General features: G+C 57.7%; 15 protein-coding genes. 6 read left to right on the top strand and 9 right to left on the bottom strand.

Features of this window, described 5'->3' with window-relative positions; all coding sequences use genetic code 11:
* The first annotated feature begins 10 nt into the window (after positions 1–10).
* The 6 genes from ftsH to ACR0LL_RS09560 all read left to right on the top strand — a co-directional run bounded on the left by ftsH (position 11) and on the right by ACR0LL_RS09560 (position 6729).
* The gene (gene ftsH, locus ACR0LL_RS09535; protein ID WP_267367030.1) at positions 11–1927 is read left to right on the top strand and encodes an ATP-dependent zinc metalloprotease FtsH; all 1917 of its coding nucleotides are present in this window, start codon (positions 11–13) and stop codon (positions 1925–1927) included.
* 101 nt (positions 1928–2028) lie between these two features.
* Positions 2029–2625, top strand: a complete 597-nt coding sequence (locus ACR0LL_RS09540) for an MOSC domain-containing protein (protein WP_480484072.1) — start codon at positions 2029–2031, stop codon at positions 2623–2625.
* A 144-nt stretch (positions 2626–2769) separates the two neighbouring features.
* Positions 2770–4446 carry a formate--tetrahydrofolate ligase gene (locus tag ACR0LL_RS09545; RefSeq protein WP_480586122.1) on the top strand — a complete coding sequence of 559 codons (1677 nt, stop codon included), beginning with the start codon at positions 2770–2772 and terminating at the stop codon, positions 4444–4446.
* Between the two features lie 55 nt (positions 4447–4501).
* Positions 4502–4807 carry a chorismate mutase gene (locus ACR0LL_RS09550; RefSeq protein WP_480473724.1) on the top strand — a complete coding sequence of 102 codons (306 nt, stop codon included), beginning with the start codon at positions 4502–4504 and terminating at the stop codon, positions 4805–4807.
* A gap of 51 nt (positions 4808–4858) precedes the next feature.
* Complete coding sequence (gene folD / locus ACR0LL_RS09555) at positions 4859–5749, top strand: bifunctional methylenetetrahydrofolate dehydrogenase/methenyltetrahydrofolate cyclohydrolase FolD (RefSeq protein WP_209505538.1); 891 nt, start codon at positions 4859–4861, stop codon at positions 5747–5749.
* Between the two features lie 386 nt (positions 5750–6135).
* Complete coding sequence (locus tag ACR0LL_RS09560) at positions 6136–6729, top strand: LytTR family DNA-binding domain-containing protein (protein WP_480586124.1); 594 nt, start codon at positions 6136–6138, stop codon at positions 6727–6729.
* 2 nt (positions 6730–6731) lie between these two features.
* Here the strand turns inward: ACR0LL_RS09560 and pdeM are convergent, their stop codons facing one another.
* The 9 genes from pdeM to ACR0LL_RS09605 form a co-directional block, all read right to left on the bottom strand.
* Positions 6732–7394, bottom strand: a complete 663-nt coding sequence (pdeM, locus tag ACR0LL_RS09565; RefSeq protein WP_480586127.1) for a ligase-associated DNA damage response endonuclease PdeM — start codon at positions 7392–7394, stop codon at positions 6732–6734.
* 40 nt (positions 7395–7434) lie between these two features.
* Entirely contained in the window at positions 7435–9846 is a 2412-nt protein-coding gene (locus ACR0LL_RS09570; RefSeq protein WP_480586130.1) for a ligase-associated DNA damage response DEXH box helicase, read from the bottom strand.
* A gap of 40 nt (positions 9847–9886) precedes the next feature.
* The gene (locus tag ACR0LL_RS09575; RefSeq protein ID WP_209505546.1) at positions 9887–11194 is read right to left on the bottom strand and encodes an ATPase; all 1308 of its coding nucleotides are present in this window, start codon (positions 11192–11194) and stop codon (positions 9887–9889) included.
* 117 nt (positions 11195–11311) lie between these two features.
* A complete protein-coding gene (locus tag ACR0LL_RS09580; protein WP_480586133.1) occupies positions 11312–11857 on the bottom strand; it encodes a prepilin peptidase in 546 nt (181 codons plus the stop codon).
* Positions 11858–11860: 3 nt separating this feature from the next.
* Positions 11861–12712, bottom strand: a complete 852-nt coding sequence (locus ACR0LL_RS09585) for a tetratricopeptide repeat protein (protein ID WP_267363020.1) — start codon at positions 12710–12712, stop codon at positions 11861–11863.
* 29 nt (positions 12713–12741) lie between these two features.
* Positions 12742–13326, bottom strand: a complete 585-nt coding sequence (locus tag ACR0LL_RS09590; RefSeq protein WP_480586136.1) for a tetratricopeptide repeat protein — start codon at positions 13324–13326, stop codon at positions 12742–12744.
* A 9-nt stretch (positions 13327–13335) separates the two neighbouring features.
* Positions 13336–14316 carry a type II secretion system F family protein gene (locus ACR0LL_RS09595; protein WP_480586138.1) on the bottom strand — a complete coding sequence of 327 codons (981 nt, stop codon included), beginning with the start codon at positions 14314–14316 and terminating at the stop codon, positions 13336–13338.
* 10 nt (positions 14317–14326) lie between these two features.
* Entirely contained in the window at positions 14327–15295 is a 969-nt protein-coding gene (locus tag ACR0LL_RS09600; RefSeq protein WP_267363023.1) for a type II secretion system F family protein, read from the bottom strand.
* Positions 15296–15306: 11 nt separating this feature from the next.
* Entirely contained in the window at positions 15307–16752 is a 1446-nt protein-coding gene (locus ACR0LL_RS09605; protein WP_480586141.1) for a TadA family conjugal transfer-associated ATPase, read from the bottom strand.
* Positions 16753–16775 lie beyond the last annotated feature (23 nt).

The raw sequence follows: 16775 nt of genomic DNA on the forward strand, positions 1-16775 counted from the left end.
GAGAATTTCCTTGGGCAACGCTCGCAATATCGCGTTTTGGGTCGTTTTGTTCCTGCTCATCCTTGCACTGTTCAATCTGTTCAGTGGACCGGGCGGAACGCTTCAGAGCAACGAGAAAACCTATTCCGACTTTGTCGGTGCCGTCCAAAGCGGTGAAGTCAAGAACGTGACCCTGGATGGTGAACAGATTCGCTATACCCTGCAAAGCGGTGCCAGCTATGTCACGATCAAACCCGGCGACGCCGAAGTGACCAAGCTTCTGATCGAAGAAAACATCCCCGTTCAGGCCGTAAAACAACAGCAATCAGGCTTTCAGTCGTTCCTGATCACGCTGCTGCCTTTCCTTCTGCTGATCGGTGTCTGGGTCTATTTCATGAATCGGATGCAAGGCGGCGGCAAAGGTGGCGCGATGGGCTTTGGCAAGTCCAAGGCCAAGATGCTGACCGAAAAGCATGGCCGCGTGACCTTTGACGATGTTGCCGGTATCGACGAGGCCAAGGAAGAGCTGGAAGAGATTGTCGAATTCCTGCGAAACCCGCAGAAGTTCAGCCGCCTTGGTGGCAAGATCCCCAAGGGCGCGCTGCTGGTTGGCCCTCCGGGTACCGGTAAGACGCTTCTGGCCCGTGCCATTGCGGGTGAGGCGGGCGTGCCGTTCTTCACCATCTCGGGTTCGGATTTTGTCGAAATGTTCGTTGGTGTGGGTGCGTCGCGCGTGCGTGACATGTTCGAGCAGGCGAAAAAGAACGCGCCCTGTATCGTGTTTATCGATGAAATTGACGCTGTGGGTCGTCATCGCGGCGCCGGGTATGGTGGCGGCAATGACGAGCGGGAACAAACGCTCAACCAGTTGCTGGTCGAAATGGACGGGTTTGAGGCCAACGAAGGTGTAATCATTCTGGCAGCGACAAACCGCAAGGATGTTCTGGACCCTGCGCTGCTGCGACCGGGCCGGTTCGACCGTCAGGTCACAGTCGGCAACCCGGACATCAAGGGCCGCGAGAAAATTCTGGGCGTTCACGCACGCAAGACGCCGCTGGGCCCCGATGTCGATCTGCGCATCATCGCGCGCGGTACGCCCGGCTTCTCGGGTGCGGATCTGGCCAACCTCGTGAACGAGGCCGCGTTGATGGCCGCGCGCGTGGGTCGTCGCTTTGTCACCATGGAAGATTTTGAAAACGCCAAGGACAAGGTGATGATGGGGGCCGAGCGCCGCTCGATGGTGCTGACGCAGGATCAGAAGGAAAAAACAGCCTATCACGAAGCAGGTCATGCTGTTGTTGGTCTGTCACTGCCGATGTGCGATCCGGTCTACAAGGCGACAATCATACCTCGCGGGGGTGCGCTGGGTATGGTGGTTTCGCTGCCGGAAATGGATCGCCTGAACTATCACCGGGATGAGTGCGAACAAAAGCTGGCGATGACCATGGCGGGTAAAGCTGCCGAAGTCATCAAGTATGGCGAAGATCACGTGTCGAACGGTCCTGCCGGGGACATCATGCAGGCCAGCCAACTGGCACGCGCCATGGTGATGCGCTGGGGTATGTCGGACAAGGTCGGCAATATCGACTATGCCGAGGCGCATGAGGGATACCAGGGCAATACTGCCGGGTTCTCGGTATCGGCTCATACCAAGGAACTGATTGAAGAAGAGGTAAAGCGCCTGATCCAGCAAGGCTATGAACAGGCGCACAAGATTCTGACTGATCAGAACGAGGAATGGGAGCGTCTGGCCCAAGGTTTGCTGGAATACGAAACACTGACAGGTGACGAAATCAAACGCGTCATGAACGGGGAGTCGCCCGGCGACAGTGATGACCGGAACGACAAGTCAGACGAGGGCAGTGCGCCCAGCGTGACAGCCATCCCCAAGACCAAGGCGAAGAAATCACCGCCTGAGGGTGGGATGGAACCTGAACCGACAGCATAACCAGCAAGAACCCGGGCTCTGCCCCGGGTTTTTTTTATCTTTCCATCAGAGCGTTACTGGGCATTATGCGCTGGCAGGCACCAATGGGAAGGGAAGCACGTATGCCGTTTTTGCGGGAAACCGAATTTGCAGCCGAAGTTCTTTGGCTGGGCCTTGTTCCTGCCGGCGGATCGCTTCGTGCCAAGCCCGTTGAGTTGCTGGATCTTGGGTTTGAGGGCGTGAAAGGCGAACGGCACGAAGGTCTGAACCGTGCGTCCTGTGTTCGGGTCTCGAATCTCTATCCCAAGGGCACTGAAATCCGCAATGTTCGTCAACTGTCGGTGCTGTCCTTGGAAGAGTTGCAGCAGATCGCGCAGAACATGGGGCTGGACCAGCTTGACCCGTCTTATCTGGGCGCATCCATAGTGCTGAAAGGTATTCCGGATTTCTCGCACATTCCGCCGTCCTCGCGTCTTCAGGCGGTCAACGGGCTGACGATCACTGTGGATATGGAAAACGCACCCTGCGTATTGCCCGGTCGCGAAATCGAAGCGGATCATCAGGGGTATGGTGCAGGGTTTAAACCTGCTGCCGTCGGACGCCGGGGTGTCACGGGCTGGGTCGAACGTCCCGGGCGCATTCAACTGGGCGATCACCTCAAGCTCTTTGTTCCGGACCAGCCTGCCTGGAGCCCTGAAAATATGCAGGTTTCCGATTAGTTACCGATGAAGTGACCTGACGACGCTTCGCGACGCCAGAATGTCGGAATCCATGGCTAATCAGATTGTACACAAGGGTATGGAATGCGTAGCGCCGACGTTAGACGTCGGTTTTGCACGGTATTCAATCAAGGACCCCGGCCAATGAGCTATAAATCCGACATCGAAATTGCGCGTGAAGCGAATAAGAAGCCGATCCAGGAGATCGGCGCGAAGCTTGGAATATCCAGTGATGATCTTTTGCCGTATGGGCATGACAAGGCGAAGGTGAGCCAGGAGTTCATCAACTCGGTGCAGGGTCGTGAGGACGGCAAGCTGGTGCTGGTGACTGCGATCAACCCGACGCCTGCGGGTGAAGGCAAGACGACCACAACGGTTGGTCTGGGTGACGGTCTGAACCGGATCGGCAAGAATGCGATGATCTGTATCCGCGAGGCCTCGCTGGGTCCGAACTTCGGCATGAAGGGCGGCGCTGCGGGGGGCGGCTATGCGCAGGTTGTTCCGATGGAAGAGATGAACCTGCACTTCACCGGCGATTTCCACGCGATCACCTCGGCCCATTCGCTGCTGTCGGCGATGATCGACAACCACATCTACTGGGGCAATGAATGCGAGATCGACACCCGCCGGGTCGCATGGCGTCGTGTGGTTGACATGAACGACCGCGCCCTGCGCCAGATTACTGCCAGCCTGGGCGGCGTGTCGAACGGGTTCCCGCGCGAAACAGGTTTTGACATCACCGTGGCGTCCGAGGTCATGGCGATCCTGTGTCTGGCCAACGACCTGAAGGATCTGGAAAAGCGTCTGGGTGACATCATAGTGGCCTATCGCCGCGACAAGACCCCGGTCTACTGCCGCGACATCAAGGCCGAAGGCGCGATGACCGTTCTGCTGAAAGACGCGATGCAGCCGAACCTGGTGCAGACGCTGGAAAACAACCCGGCCTTTGTCCATGGCGGCCCGTTCGCCAACATCGCGCATGGCTGCAACTCGGTCATTGCCACCAAGACCGCGCTGAAAGTGGCTGACTATGTGGTGACCGAGGCGGGCTTTGGCGCCGATCTGGGTGCCGAGAAGTTCATGAACATCAAGTGTCGCAAGGCGGGCATTGCGCCCTCTGCCGTGGTTCTGGTTGCTACCGTGCGGGCGATGAAGATGAATGGCGGTGTCGCCAAGGCCGATCTGGGCGCCGAGAATGTCGATGCGGTCAAGGCGGGCTGCGCCAACCTGGGCCGCCATATCGAGAACGTGAAGTCGTTCGGTGTGCCGGTTGTTGTCGCCATCAACCACTTTGTCACCGACACCGATGCCGAGGTTCAGGCGGTGAAGGATTATTGTTCCTCTCACGGGGTCGAGGCGGTTCTGTCGCGCCACTGGGAACTGGGCTCGGAAGGGTCTGCCGATCTGGCCCGCAAGGTTGTGGAAATCGTCGAAGGGGGTTCTGCGAACTTCGCGCCGATCTACCCCGACGAGATGCCGCTATTTGAGAAGATCGAGACCATCGCCAAGCGCATCTACCGCGCCGACGAGGTTCTGGCCGACAACAAGATCCGCACGCAGCTGAAAGAATGGGAAGCTGCGGGGTATGGCAACCTGCCGGTCTGCATGGCGAAAACCCAGTACAGCTTCTCGACCGACCCGAGCTTGCGGGGCGCGCCCACCGGCCATTCGGTGCCGGTGCGTGAAGTCCGCCTGAGCGCGGGCGCGGGCTTTATCGTGGTTGTCTGCGGTGAGATCATGACCATGCCGGGCCTGCCCCGCAAACCGGCCGCGGAAACCATCTGCCTCAATGACGCAGGTGAGATCGAGGGCTTGTTCTAAGCCGCTGAATAAGACATCTCGTGGTCCGGGACCCCCGGGCCATGAGGAGACGATGATGCCCACTCTGACACCGCCGCAGGACTGCCATTCGATGCGGGATCTGCGGGTTCAGATCGACAGGCTGGACCGCCAGCTGATCGGGATGCTGGTGAGGCGCGCAAGCTATATCGACCGCGCGTCTGAGCTGAAGCCGGGCGAGGGCCTGCCCGCCCGCATCCCGGACCGGGTCGAGGATGTGGTGCAAAAGGTGCGCGCCAGTTCGCAGGCGGCGGGGATGGACCCCGATTTGTCCGAAACGCTCTGGCGCATTCTGATTGACTGGTCGATTGCACGTGAGGAACGTGTGCTCGGCCCCGAGTAAAGACCGGGCGCGTTCTGCGCCCGTTTGGGTTTTGAAAGAAGGGACCAAAGGATGGTAGCGCAGGTTATCGACGGGAAGGCCTTTGCCGCCAAAGTGCGCGCGCAGGTGGCCGATCAGGTTGCAAAGCTGAAAGAGGAAAACGGCATCACCCCCGGCCTGGCCGTGGTTCTGGTGGGCGAGGATCCGGCCAGCCAGGTCTATGTCCGCTCGAAGGGCAAGATGACCGTCGAAGTCGGCATGAACTCGTATGAGCACAAGCTGGATGCGGAGACCTCGGAGGCAGAGCTGCTGGCGCTGATCGACAAACTGAACACCGACCCGGCGGTGCATGGCATTCTGGTCCAGTTGCCGCTGCCCAAGCACCTGAACGAGGATCTGGTGATCAATTCGATCGATCCGGCCAAGGATGTGGACGGTTTCCATATCTCGAACGTGGGCCTTTTGGGCACCGGTCAGAAATCGATGGTGCCCTGCACCCCGCTGGGCTGCCTGATGATGCTGCGCGATCACCACGGGTCGCTGTCGGGCATGGATGCGGTTGTCATCGGTCGCTCGAACATCGTGGGCAAGCCGATGGCGCAGCTGCTGCTGGGGGACAGCTGCACCGTGACCATCGCGCATTCGCGCACCAAAGATCTGCCGGATGTGGTCCGCCGCGCCGATATCGTCGTGGCCGCTGTCGGCCGCCCCGAAATGGTGCCTGGCGACTGGATCAAGGAAGGCGCCACCGTGATCGACGTGGGCATCAACCGCATCGAGCGGGATGGCAAGACCAAGCTGGTCGGCGACGTCGACTATGCCAGCGCTGCCGAACGCGCCGGCGCCATCACCCCGGTCCCCGGCGGCGTCGGCCCCATGACCATCGCCTGCCTGCTGGCCAACACCCTCACCGCCTGCTGCCGTGCAAATAAACTCCCAGAACCAGAAGGCCTGACCGCCTGATAAACACGGGGGCCGGAGCGGATTCGTCGAACCGGTCCCCTTTTTTTTGGCAGGCAAGGTTCTTGCCAAACCGCCCCCAGACCGCCCCATGAGAGCATGGGCAAAGCAGCCTGAATGGGTTTGACAGCCGAACAATTCATGATATCCCTGTATTCCCAGTTGGTTACAGGTGAAGACACTATTGTGTCTGAGGCATTCGGGTTGAGCTATGCTAATTCATGCACAAAAGCGGTATGACGTCTAAAATAAGTATAATACAGAAGGCATTTTCACCGCAGCGTGTGGCAGCGGGTTTGGCCTTTCTTCCTTTACTTGCATATGCGTTTCCACCCTTTCTTGACTCTGACCTTTCATTTGGACTGCGGCTTGTATTCTGGGCCGGTGTAATGCTCCTTGCTCTGACGGTGACCGGGCTGGTCCGAAAGCTGATGCAGAAGAATTTTGCACTTCTGAACCTTCTGGCGCGGGACCTGACATATGTTGTCTTGACCGTAGCATTGTTCACGCCTTCTTTGTGGATGCTAGCCTGGGCACTTTACATCCTTGGTGGAAATATGGTGCCAGATACCGAACGGGTTGTCGTGTACGGCGCTTTGTTCGCGACTGGCTTGATGCTTGTTCAGCGTAACGACCTGAAGGCCTCGGCAAATACTGAATCCGATCCTGAAAAACCACGCCTTGTCAAACGCTTGCCGCCCAGGTTCAACGGGCAGATCTATCGCCTGACTGTTCGGGATCACAACGTGGATGTTGTCACCTCAGAAGGCACCTTCACGCTTCGGTCGCGTTTCACAGATGCAATCGCCGAGATGGAGCCTGTCCCGGGTCATTGTTCGCACCGTTCGCATTGGGTCACCGACGCATCCATTGCAAGTGTCGAAAGAGAAGGCAGCAAAACCTTTCTGAAACTGGTCAATGGCGATCTGGTTCCGGTCAGCCGGAAATACAAGCCGTTGCTGGAACAGGACGGCCTGATTTGAACCTATTGTGGCATTGGCATCATATGCGGATGCGGACCTGTGAGAATCGCCATCGCCTGCGATCCCATGAGTGCCGACAGCACATGATCCGAACTGCGCAGCCCCCCGGTAAAGGTGCCATATGCCGGAAGTATCAGGCGATGATCGTTCAGCAGAAAGGCGGGGCGTGAAATATGACGTCCCTTGACCCTGATCCGGACTTTTGGATGGTAATGGCCGGAAACTTCTCGTCGCGCGGGATCCTGCGCGATATGACGGAAAACAAGCGGGCCACGGTGCCATTCGAACAGATGGGTTCCACCCATCTCAATAGGACCGGGATCGTGGTTCCCCTCAATCCAGATCCACTGACGTCCGGACTGTAAGGTCGCGATCCTTAGCATTTCTGATTTTGGCAGCGCCCGGGCAGCCTCAAGATCATCGAAGCTGTCGCCCAGACATACAACGGTTTTGGCGTTCGTATGCCCCAGGTCGTCCTTCAGGCGGTCCAGCGTTTCGCGGCTGTCATAAGGCGGAAGCGAAGGCCCACCACTCCGCGCCACGCGCTCGGATTTGCCCAGATGCAGGTCCGACACGCACAGCAGGTTTTCGTCTGGCCACCAAAGCGCACCGGAAGGCAAAGCACACAGGCGCTGACCTGCAAAGGGAAACCCAAATTCGTTCATGATACGTTCTTGGCCTGTTTCAGAGCCCGGCGCAAGCAGATCAAAGCTGATCCAACCCCGCCGCTTGCAGCAGACGCGCGCTTTCCTCCGCCAGAAGCCTTTCTTCGGCACTGCCTTTCACCGGCACTTTGCCAACCTCCAGAAACAGAGGCGCTGACAGGGGCGAGACACGCTCGAGCCGCACCAGATCAATTCTGTCGCCAATTCGGGCCAGCATTGTTTCGATCCGACCGAAATCGACAAGCCCGCGCATGGCTTCTTCGCGGGTGATCTGCATCAATAGGTGATCGGGATCGTATTTCAGCAAGGTGTCATACAGGATGTCCGACGAAAACGTAGCCTGCCGCCCGCTTTTGCGCTGCCCTGCCATGTTGCGTTCGATCAGACCGGCAATGGTGGCCGATGCACGAAACGTGCGCTTCATAACGGCGTTGCCTGCCAGCCAGGTGTCAAGCCCGTCGCGCAGGGCATCGGGTTGAAGCAATGGGCGGGGATCGGTAACCGCGTCCAGACCCCAGATCAACGTGGCATAGTCCGTGGCGACAAACCCCAGCGGGGCCAAACCGGTTTCCTCCATCCGTTTGGTCAGCAGCAGGCCCAGTGTTTGTTGCGCGTTGCGCCCAGCGAATCCGTAGACGCACAGATGTTCACGCCCGTCGCTGGGAAAGCTCTCGATCAGCAGCCGATCACGCTGGGGCAGGCGGGACATCTGGCGCTGCAAATCCAGCCATTCAGACGTATGAGGGGGAAGCTGTGGCCAGCCCTGTTGGGCGAACATGTTCAGGATGCGGTCGCTGAGTTGCGTTGAGGTTGCGAATTTCGTGCCCGAAAAGGTCGCAATCTTTGGCTTTCGGTCAGCACGCCGCGTGACTTCGACCACCATCTCGCGCAGCCCCTCATACCGCACGATTTGCCCGCCGATCAGGAAAGTGTCGCCGGGTGTCAGCGAGGCAGCGAACGCTTCTTCCACCTCACCCAAGGGTTTGCCGCCCCGGTTGCGTTTCAGACGAACCTTGAGCGTATCCGTGTCCTGAATAGTGCCCAGGTTCATACGAATTCGCGATGCGGCGCGCGGGTCGCGCAGCTGCCATTGCCCGTCGGCGCGGTGTTGCAGCCTTTGCCAACGATCATAGGCTTGCAGAGCATAGCCGCCGGTGGCGCAGAAATTCAGGCAGGCGTCAAACTCGGCCCGCGTCAGTAGAGCGTAAGGCCCGGCGGATGTCATCTCGGCATACAGATCATCTGCGTTAAACGCCCCGGCGCAGGCGGCAATCAGGATATGCTGGCACAAAACATCGCGCGGGCCGCGACCGCGGGGTTCCCCATCCAATTCATGGGCTTTGGCGGCCTCTAGCGCGGCGACGCATTCGACCACTTCGAAGCGATTGGCAGGCACCAAAAGCGCCTTGGAAGGTGCGTTATAGCGGTGGTTGGCCCGTCCGATCCTTTGCACCAGCCGTTTGACATTCTTTGGCGCGCCGATCTGGATCACCAGATCGACATCCCCCCAATCGATGCCCAGATCCAGCGAACCGGTGCAGACGATGGCGCGTAAGTCCCCCCGAACCATCGCCGCCTCGACCCGCTCGCGCTGTTGTCGGTCCAGACTGCCGTGATGGATACCGATGGGCAGACCGTCATCATTGGCCAGCCAAAGATTGTGAAAGAATATCTCGGCCTGGGCGCGCGTATTGTGAAAGATCAACGTGGTCTTGTGATGCTTGATCTGCTCCAGCACAGCTGGGATGGCATAAGCCGCGCCACCACCAGACCAGGGTGGCATCTGTGGCGTTTCCAGCATTCGGATATCCGGGTCCGGGCCGGGGTCGGCCTGTACAATCTGGCAGGGATCAGGATGGCGGGCCAGAAAGCGGGCAATCGCAACAGGATCTTCCACCGTCGCCGATAGCCCGACGCGGCGCAGATCGGGATTGAGGCGTTGCAGACGTGCCAGCGCCAGCATTAGCTGATCCCCGCGCTTGCTTTCAGCCAGTGCGTGGATTTCATCGACGATGATCCGCTGTACCCCTTCAAACATACGCGGCGCATCCTCGTACGAGGTCAGCAACGCCAGACTTTCCGGTGTGGTCAGCAGGATGTGGGGCGGATCGGCCCGTTGGCGTTTCTTTTGCGTGGCCGAGGTGTCACCGGTGCGATCCTCGATCCGAATAGGCAGACCGATCTCATCCACCGGGGTGCGCAGGTTACGTTTGATATCCGCTGCCAGCGCCTTGAGCGGCGAGACATAGATTGTGTGCAATCCATTGTGATCAGCATCCGCAAGTTCAGCCAGCGACGGCAGAAACCCGGCCATGGTCTTGCCGCCACCGGTGGGCGCAATCAGCAGTGTCGCCGGGTTGCATGCGCGGTCGAACATCTCTTGCTGATGCGGGTGGATGGACCAGCCTTTGGTGGAAAACCACGCGGCAATCCGTGCGGGAATCTGCGTCATGAACGCAGACTACCCGCCCCGGAGTGGTAATGGCACGGCGTTATTTGACGATTTTCTCGTCTTTGACGAACATGTTGGCCCAGGCCCGGTCGATCAGTTCCGGGCTCATCTGATAGGGGATGCCTTCGAACTCGCAGATCGAGATCATCTGGTCGATCAGGAAGATCGGTTGATAGTTGGCGTAGATATTGTTGATGGTCGGGTACTTGACCTTCAGCAAATGCACCAGCGCCGCCTCATCCAGCGGCATCCCGCGTTTGCGCGCAACCATGGCGAAAATCTTCAGGAAGTTTTCCTGATTCGGGCCGTCGATCTTGATCTTGAAGAAGATCCGGCGCAGGGCCGCCTGGTCAAAGATCTCGTTCGGGTGGAAGTTGGTCGAGAAAATGACCAGCGTATCAAACGGAACTTCGAATTTCTCACCCGATTGCAGGCCAAGGATATCCTTGTTCTCTTCCAGTGGAACAATCCAGCGGTTGACCAGCGCCTGCGGCGGTTCGGCCTGACGGCCAAGGTCGTCCACGATAAAGATGCCGCCGGTGGATTTCAGCTGAAGCGGTGCCTGATAGGTTCTTGCCGTGGGGTTGTAGACCAGGTCCAGCATACTAAGCGACAGTTCACCGCCGGTGACTACGGTCGGGCGTTCACACTGTACATAGCGTGAGTCGAACCGTTTGCGGCGGCGCAGGCTGTTCGGGTCGTCGGCCTCCTGCTCGATCGCGGTATGCACGATCGGGTCGTAGACTGTGATCACCTGCCCCGCATATTCGATGGCATAGGGTACATAGACATTGTCCCCCAACGCATCGCGAATGCCGTTCGAGATGGACGATTTACCGTTGCCCGGCGGGCCATACATCAGGATCGACCGGCCTGCGCTGACCGCCGGGCCCAGATGATCCAGCAGGCTGTCGGGCAGAACCAGATGGCCCATGGCATTGGTCAACTGGTCGCGCGTGACCTGAATGTTGCGGATCGACTGGCGCTTGACCTGCTCGCGATAGACATCCAGCGGCACGGGCATCGCACCGAAATACTCGGACTGGCTGAGGGCATCCAGTGCGCGGGCCTTGCCGGCATCAGTCAGCTGATATCCCATCTCGTTGCCACTGTTGGCGTTCAGCGTCCCCGTAGCCTCAAGCAATTTTTGTTCGCGCGCGATATCGATCAGTTCCTGCGTGACAGCGCCGGGCAGACATATGGCCGCAGAAACTTCTGACACTGTGCTCGCATTCTTGCGGAATATGGTCTTCAGCAAAATATCCCGCATCATCACCAGCGGAAGCTTCATTTCGCCTAACCCCTTCGGGGCAGGGGGGGCCATAACAGAGGAAGTCTGCATATTCATGCGCGGTGCTCGTTCGTCAAATTGTAACGCCAACTGCCCGAATAAGGGCGACTTGAAGGAAAAGTGACCCAGCTTTGTGGCGGGACAAAGGCAGCGGCAAGGCGCGCTGATGATAGTTTACGAACCGAGAACAGTACCCAGAATCAGATACATGGCCAGCGAGCCACCCAGTGCGAAACCCATGGGGAACTGTTTGCCCCGATCCCAGCTTTCCCAATGTGGCGCAATGGTGCGCAACTTTGTGATTTTCGCCAAACGGTGCGTGACCACGGCAGCCAGAATACAGGCGGTCAGAATAAGAAGCACCAGCTTTAGATCGCCAAGCCAGACAAATGGCGCGGACGCGGCAAGAAACTTCGCGTCACCTGCGCCCATTGCTCCTGACGCGTTCAGAAGAATGCCGAAAATCAACACAACAGGGATATGCAGAAGGTGCCAGAAGTAGATTGGCATCGACACATTGATCAGCAACAGATGACCGCTGACCGCACCGGTGGACCAGGGCGGGATGGCAATCAGCCCGACCACGACATAAATCAGCGCCAGGGCAACAACCGCATGGTTCTTGATCCGCATCTCACGCATATCCGTGAAGGCCACGTAAAAGCAGATCGGCAGTAAGAAGGGCAGGAACCATGCCGCCGCCGCAGCGGGGATTTGCATGTGTCAGGCCTCTTCAAGCGCGCGAAGCGAGCGAACCGCTTCATCGAAATGCTGCGGATGAGTGGCAATAGCCTCGCGGAACAGGTTTTTCGCGGTTTCTACGTCGCCTTGTTTGACTGCGGAAATACCCATCGTATTCAGCAGTAGCGCTCGTTCAACCTGGGTCATCGGCACCACAGGAAGGCTATAGTTGCCCTGCGCTGACCGGGCCAGCACCAGATTGTTCTTGGCAGTGAACAAAGAGCTGTCCTGACGGACTGCGTCGGTAAACAGGCGTTCGGCCTCGGCATACTGGCCACGGGTTAGTTTCGAATACCCCCAATTGTTCATCACGCTGCCCGGGCGGGTGGTCAGCCCAACGGCCGTTTCATAGAAATGATCAGCCCGCTTCCACTCTTTCCGGGAATCCGCGACCACCGCCTCAAGACGGTAGCGTTTGAAGGTTTCGAATGTTGGGGGAACCGAATCCAGAACGGTTTTGGCCTGAGACCAGTCGCCATTTCGCACCAGCGCATCGGCATACTCGACCTTGTCTGCGGCGTTCGTACCCTTCATTGTCGTCACGCGCTTCCACGCTGCTGCCGCTTCGGTGGTGCGTTTTGCGCGTCCCAAGGATATTGCCAATCCGCGCTGAAGGTCGATGCGATCAGGGTTCTTGAGTGTGGCACCGTGGAAATACGTCACCGCCTCATTCGGGTCGGCGGCACTCAACAACACATCGTTCAGGTTGGTTTCGTCAATGACGTTCACTTCCTGAAACGTTCGTTCCACCTTTTCCTCTTCGGTTTCCTTTGCACAGGCCGAAAGGATCAGACCGCTGACAATAACTGCCGGAATCAAGAATTGCTGGCGCATTTTTGCGTCCTTTACTGCTCTTGCCTCGATTACTGGATTTTGCGTAGCGCGAATTGCCCGTCGCCAAGCTGCTCCAGTGTAAATTCTTGTTGTTCTTGCGGGATATTATTAACAGGATTTTCCATTTTTGCGAGTGCTAAGCGCAGATTGTCGCGGATTGCGTCACTTTCGCCATTGTCCAGCGCGTAAGCCCGTTGAAAGACCTGCGCCGCTTCGGGGTACTCCTGTTTCTCCATCAGCAGAACGCCCAGATTATTCCATGCAACAGGCCAATCCGGATCGCCTTCCACGGCGCGGCGCAGCAATTTCTCCGCCTGCCCTAAACGCCGCAACCCAAGATTGGCCGTACCCAGAGAGGTCAGGACCTGTGTCGTCATACCCTGGTCCAGCGCGGCGCGTGTAAAGGTATCAAGCGCCAGTTCGTATTCACCGGCAGCCATCAGCCGGTTTCCGACCTCGATATTGTCTTCAGCTTGTCCCCGGGGATCAACTCCCGGCGCATCCAGGCCGTTCGGCGACAGGCCTTCTGTGCAAGAAGCCACCATGGTGCAAACCACGGTGGCCTTAAGTATTCGGCGAAACCCGGAAGGGAAGCACCAGAATTCAGCTTTCATAGGGTTTTATCATCCTGCGCGCCCGAAAGTCGAAATGACATTCGCCGACGGGCCGACCAGAATGATCAGCAGTGGCGGAACTGTCAGCATCATTGTGACAAGAGTCATCTTGGTAGGCAACTTGTTCGCAGCCTCTTCGGCGCGCATCACGCGTTTGTCACGCATCTCTGAGGCGTAAACCCGCAATGCCTCGGCAATGGATGTACCGAAAGTCGCCGACTGGATCATCACGGTGACGAATGAGTTCACGTCCTGTACGCCGCAGCGCACTCCGAAATCGCGCAAAACAGTGTCTTTGTCCTTACCGGCTTTCATCTCGTGTGCGACGGTTTCGAATTCCTGAGCAATATCTGGGTAGGAGGATTTCATTTCACCGGACACGCGCACGATGGCCTGGTCCAGTGATTGTCCGGCCTCAACACAGACCAGCATCAGGTCAAGCGTATCTGGAAAGCCTGCGGTAATCGCCTCTTTGCGTGCTTCGACCCGGCGCGTGATCCAGTATTTCGGCGCGAAATAACCGATTGCGGCTGGCACGAATACCCGAATTATCATCTGCTGGCCGGTGAACTCCTGACCGTTTGACAGGACCGTAATTAGCAGAACACCGACAACGATACCAATGATACCCAGCGAAAACTGCGCAAAGTGAAAGAACCGGACCGCATCTTTTGACCGGTATCCCGCCTGACGCAGCTTCAGCTCAACCGCCGAATACTCTTCTTCGTTTTTCGGCTCCAGGAAAGTCGCGAATTTCTCAAGCTGCTCATTGCGGCTGGAGTTTCGCAGTTGCTCTTTCTTGCTTTTTTTCGTCGCCCGGGGCGCCGCATTCGACCGCTGAAGCTTTTTCAGAGGATCTTCCGGCTGGCTCATGATCAGTGAGACAGCGACAAGAACCATGATCAGGCCAAGTACACCCACTACGATCAGGGGGCCGAACTCACCCAGGTGTTGGGTCAGCAGGTCATTGATGTTGGTCAGAAATTCCATTGTGCTGCCCTCAGACCTTGATGTTGGTGATGATCTTCATGACGATCAGGTTTAGCGTCAGCAAAATGCCGACAACGAAACACGCAGGGATGAACCAGGGGTGATCCAACACTTCGTCATAATACCCCGGATCCTTGACCAGGATGAAAATCAGACACGCAATTGGGAAGCCAGACAGGAACTTACCTGACCATTGGGCTTCGGCCGTGATCGCCTTGACGCGCCGGAACAGGCGGAACCGCGCGCGGATCACCTGTGCCAATCCAGCCAGAATTTCAGCCAGGTTACCACCGGACTGCTGCTGAATACCCACAGCAACCGCGAGGAACCGAAGATCCTGCATGTCCAGACGTTCGGCCATATCTTTGAGCGCCTCGCCCACATCGCGTCCATAGGCGCATTCATCCGCGATAATACCAAACTCGGTTCCCAGCGGATCCTGAACTTCGTTGGAAACAACCTGAATTGTCGAAACGAAAGGATTACCCACACGAAGCGAACGCACCATCAGCTCAACCGCGTCAGGCAGTTGCTCTTCGATCATGCCCATACGTTTCTTGGCCTTGTGGTTTACCCACGCGTAAACACCGCCAATACCGATGGCGATTGAAATCGCGATGCGCAGCGCCGTATCCGTCGCGGTACCGATGCTCAGACCGACAAACGCCATGGCCGAGACCAGAGCCATGATCATGATCAGCTGACGGGGTGAAAACGCAATGGCGGCTTTTTGAGCCTTGTCAGCAAGCAGCGAATACAGAGGAATGCTCTGTGATTTCATGTGCTGCTGCATTTCCTTGCGCAGCTGCTCCAGCACCTGTTCGCGCCCGGCACCCTTTTCCAGCATGTCCAGACGCCGGTTGACCCGGCTGTTCAGACTGATGGATTTGCCGAACGCAACCAGATAGATGCCCTCGACCAGGGCAAGAACCCCCACAAAGATGGCGACATAGATGATCGCCTCCATAGGCAATTGCATACCCGGTTCTCCTACATTGTGGTTGGGTCGTAGATGGATGCGGGCAGATCAAACCCCCACAGACGGAAGCGTTCCGAATAGTGGCTGCGCACACCAGTTGCGGTAAAGTGACCGATGATCTTGTTGTCAGGTGTCAGGCCAACACGTTGAAAACGAAAGATTTCCTGCATTGAAATCACGTCACCTTCCATACCGGTAATCTCGGTGATCGAGGTCATGCGGCGCGAACCGTCCTGCAATCGGCTGGCCTGAACGATCAGGTTCACAGCGCTTGCGATCTGGCTGCGGACGGCCTTAATGGGCATTTCGATGCCGGCCATCGCGATCATGTTTTCCAGGCGTGAAATCCCATCCCGAGCGGAGTTCGCGTGGATCGTGGTCATCGAACCGTCGTGGCCAGTGTTCATGGCCTGCAACATATCGATCACCTCGGCGCCGCGTGTCTCGCCGACGATGATGCGGTCAGGTCGCATACGCAAGGCGTTCTTCAGACAGTCGCGCGGACTGACCTCACCTTTGCCTTCCACGTTGGGCGGTCGGCTTTCCATCCGGCCCACATGCGTCTGTTGCAGCTGAAGTTCCGCTGTATCCTCGATGGTCAGGATGCGTTCGGCATCGTCGATAAAGCTGGACAGAGCGTTGAGCGTAGTCGTTTTACCGGAACCGGTACCGCCCGACACGATAACGTTCAGTCGGGTCGACACGGCAGCTTGCAAATAGGCAGCCATTTCCTCGGTGAACGCACCAAAATTGACCAGATCATCGATACCAAGCTTGTCTTTTTTGAATTTACGAATCGAAACCAGAGACCCATCAACCGCGATAGGGGGCACCATGGCGTTGAATCGCGATCCATCGGCCAGTCGGGCGTCAACATAGGGGTTGGATTCATCGACTCGACGGCCTACCGCGGACACGATCTTATCGATGATCCGCATCAGGTGCTTTTCATCCTTGAACGTGATGTCGCTGATTTCCAGCTTACCGGCACGTTCCACGAAAATCTGATGCGGTCCGTTGACCAGAATATCGTTGACACTATCGTCCTGCAGCAGCGTCTCAAGCGGGCCAAGGCCTGTTACTTCGTCATAAAGTTCTTTGTTCAGCTGCGATCGGTCGTCGCGATTCAGAACGATGTTTCTGGTTTCCAGAACTTCGCTGGCGATTGCGCTAATTTCGGCCCGTAGCTCCGCTTCGGCTGCGGTTTCCAAAGCCGCCAGGTTCAGGTTCTCCAGCAACTCGCGATGCAGTTCGATTTTGATCTCACTCAGCCGCTCTTTGCGTTTTCGATCACGATCGGCCCCGGCAACCTCGGCGGCTTTCTTCTGAGGTCTGCGTGCGACGGCCGTTGCTGCAGGGGTGGGGGCAGCTTGCGCGGCGGGTGCCGCTGTTTCGACCGGCTGTGCTGCCGCTTTGACGGGCTGCGCTGCCGGCTGTTTTTTATATCTTGAGAACACGGCGATCCCCCCTTGGGATGATG

This window comes from Ruegeria sp. AI2, from assembly GCF_056541275.1.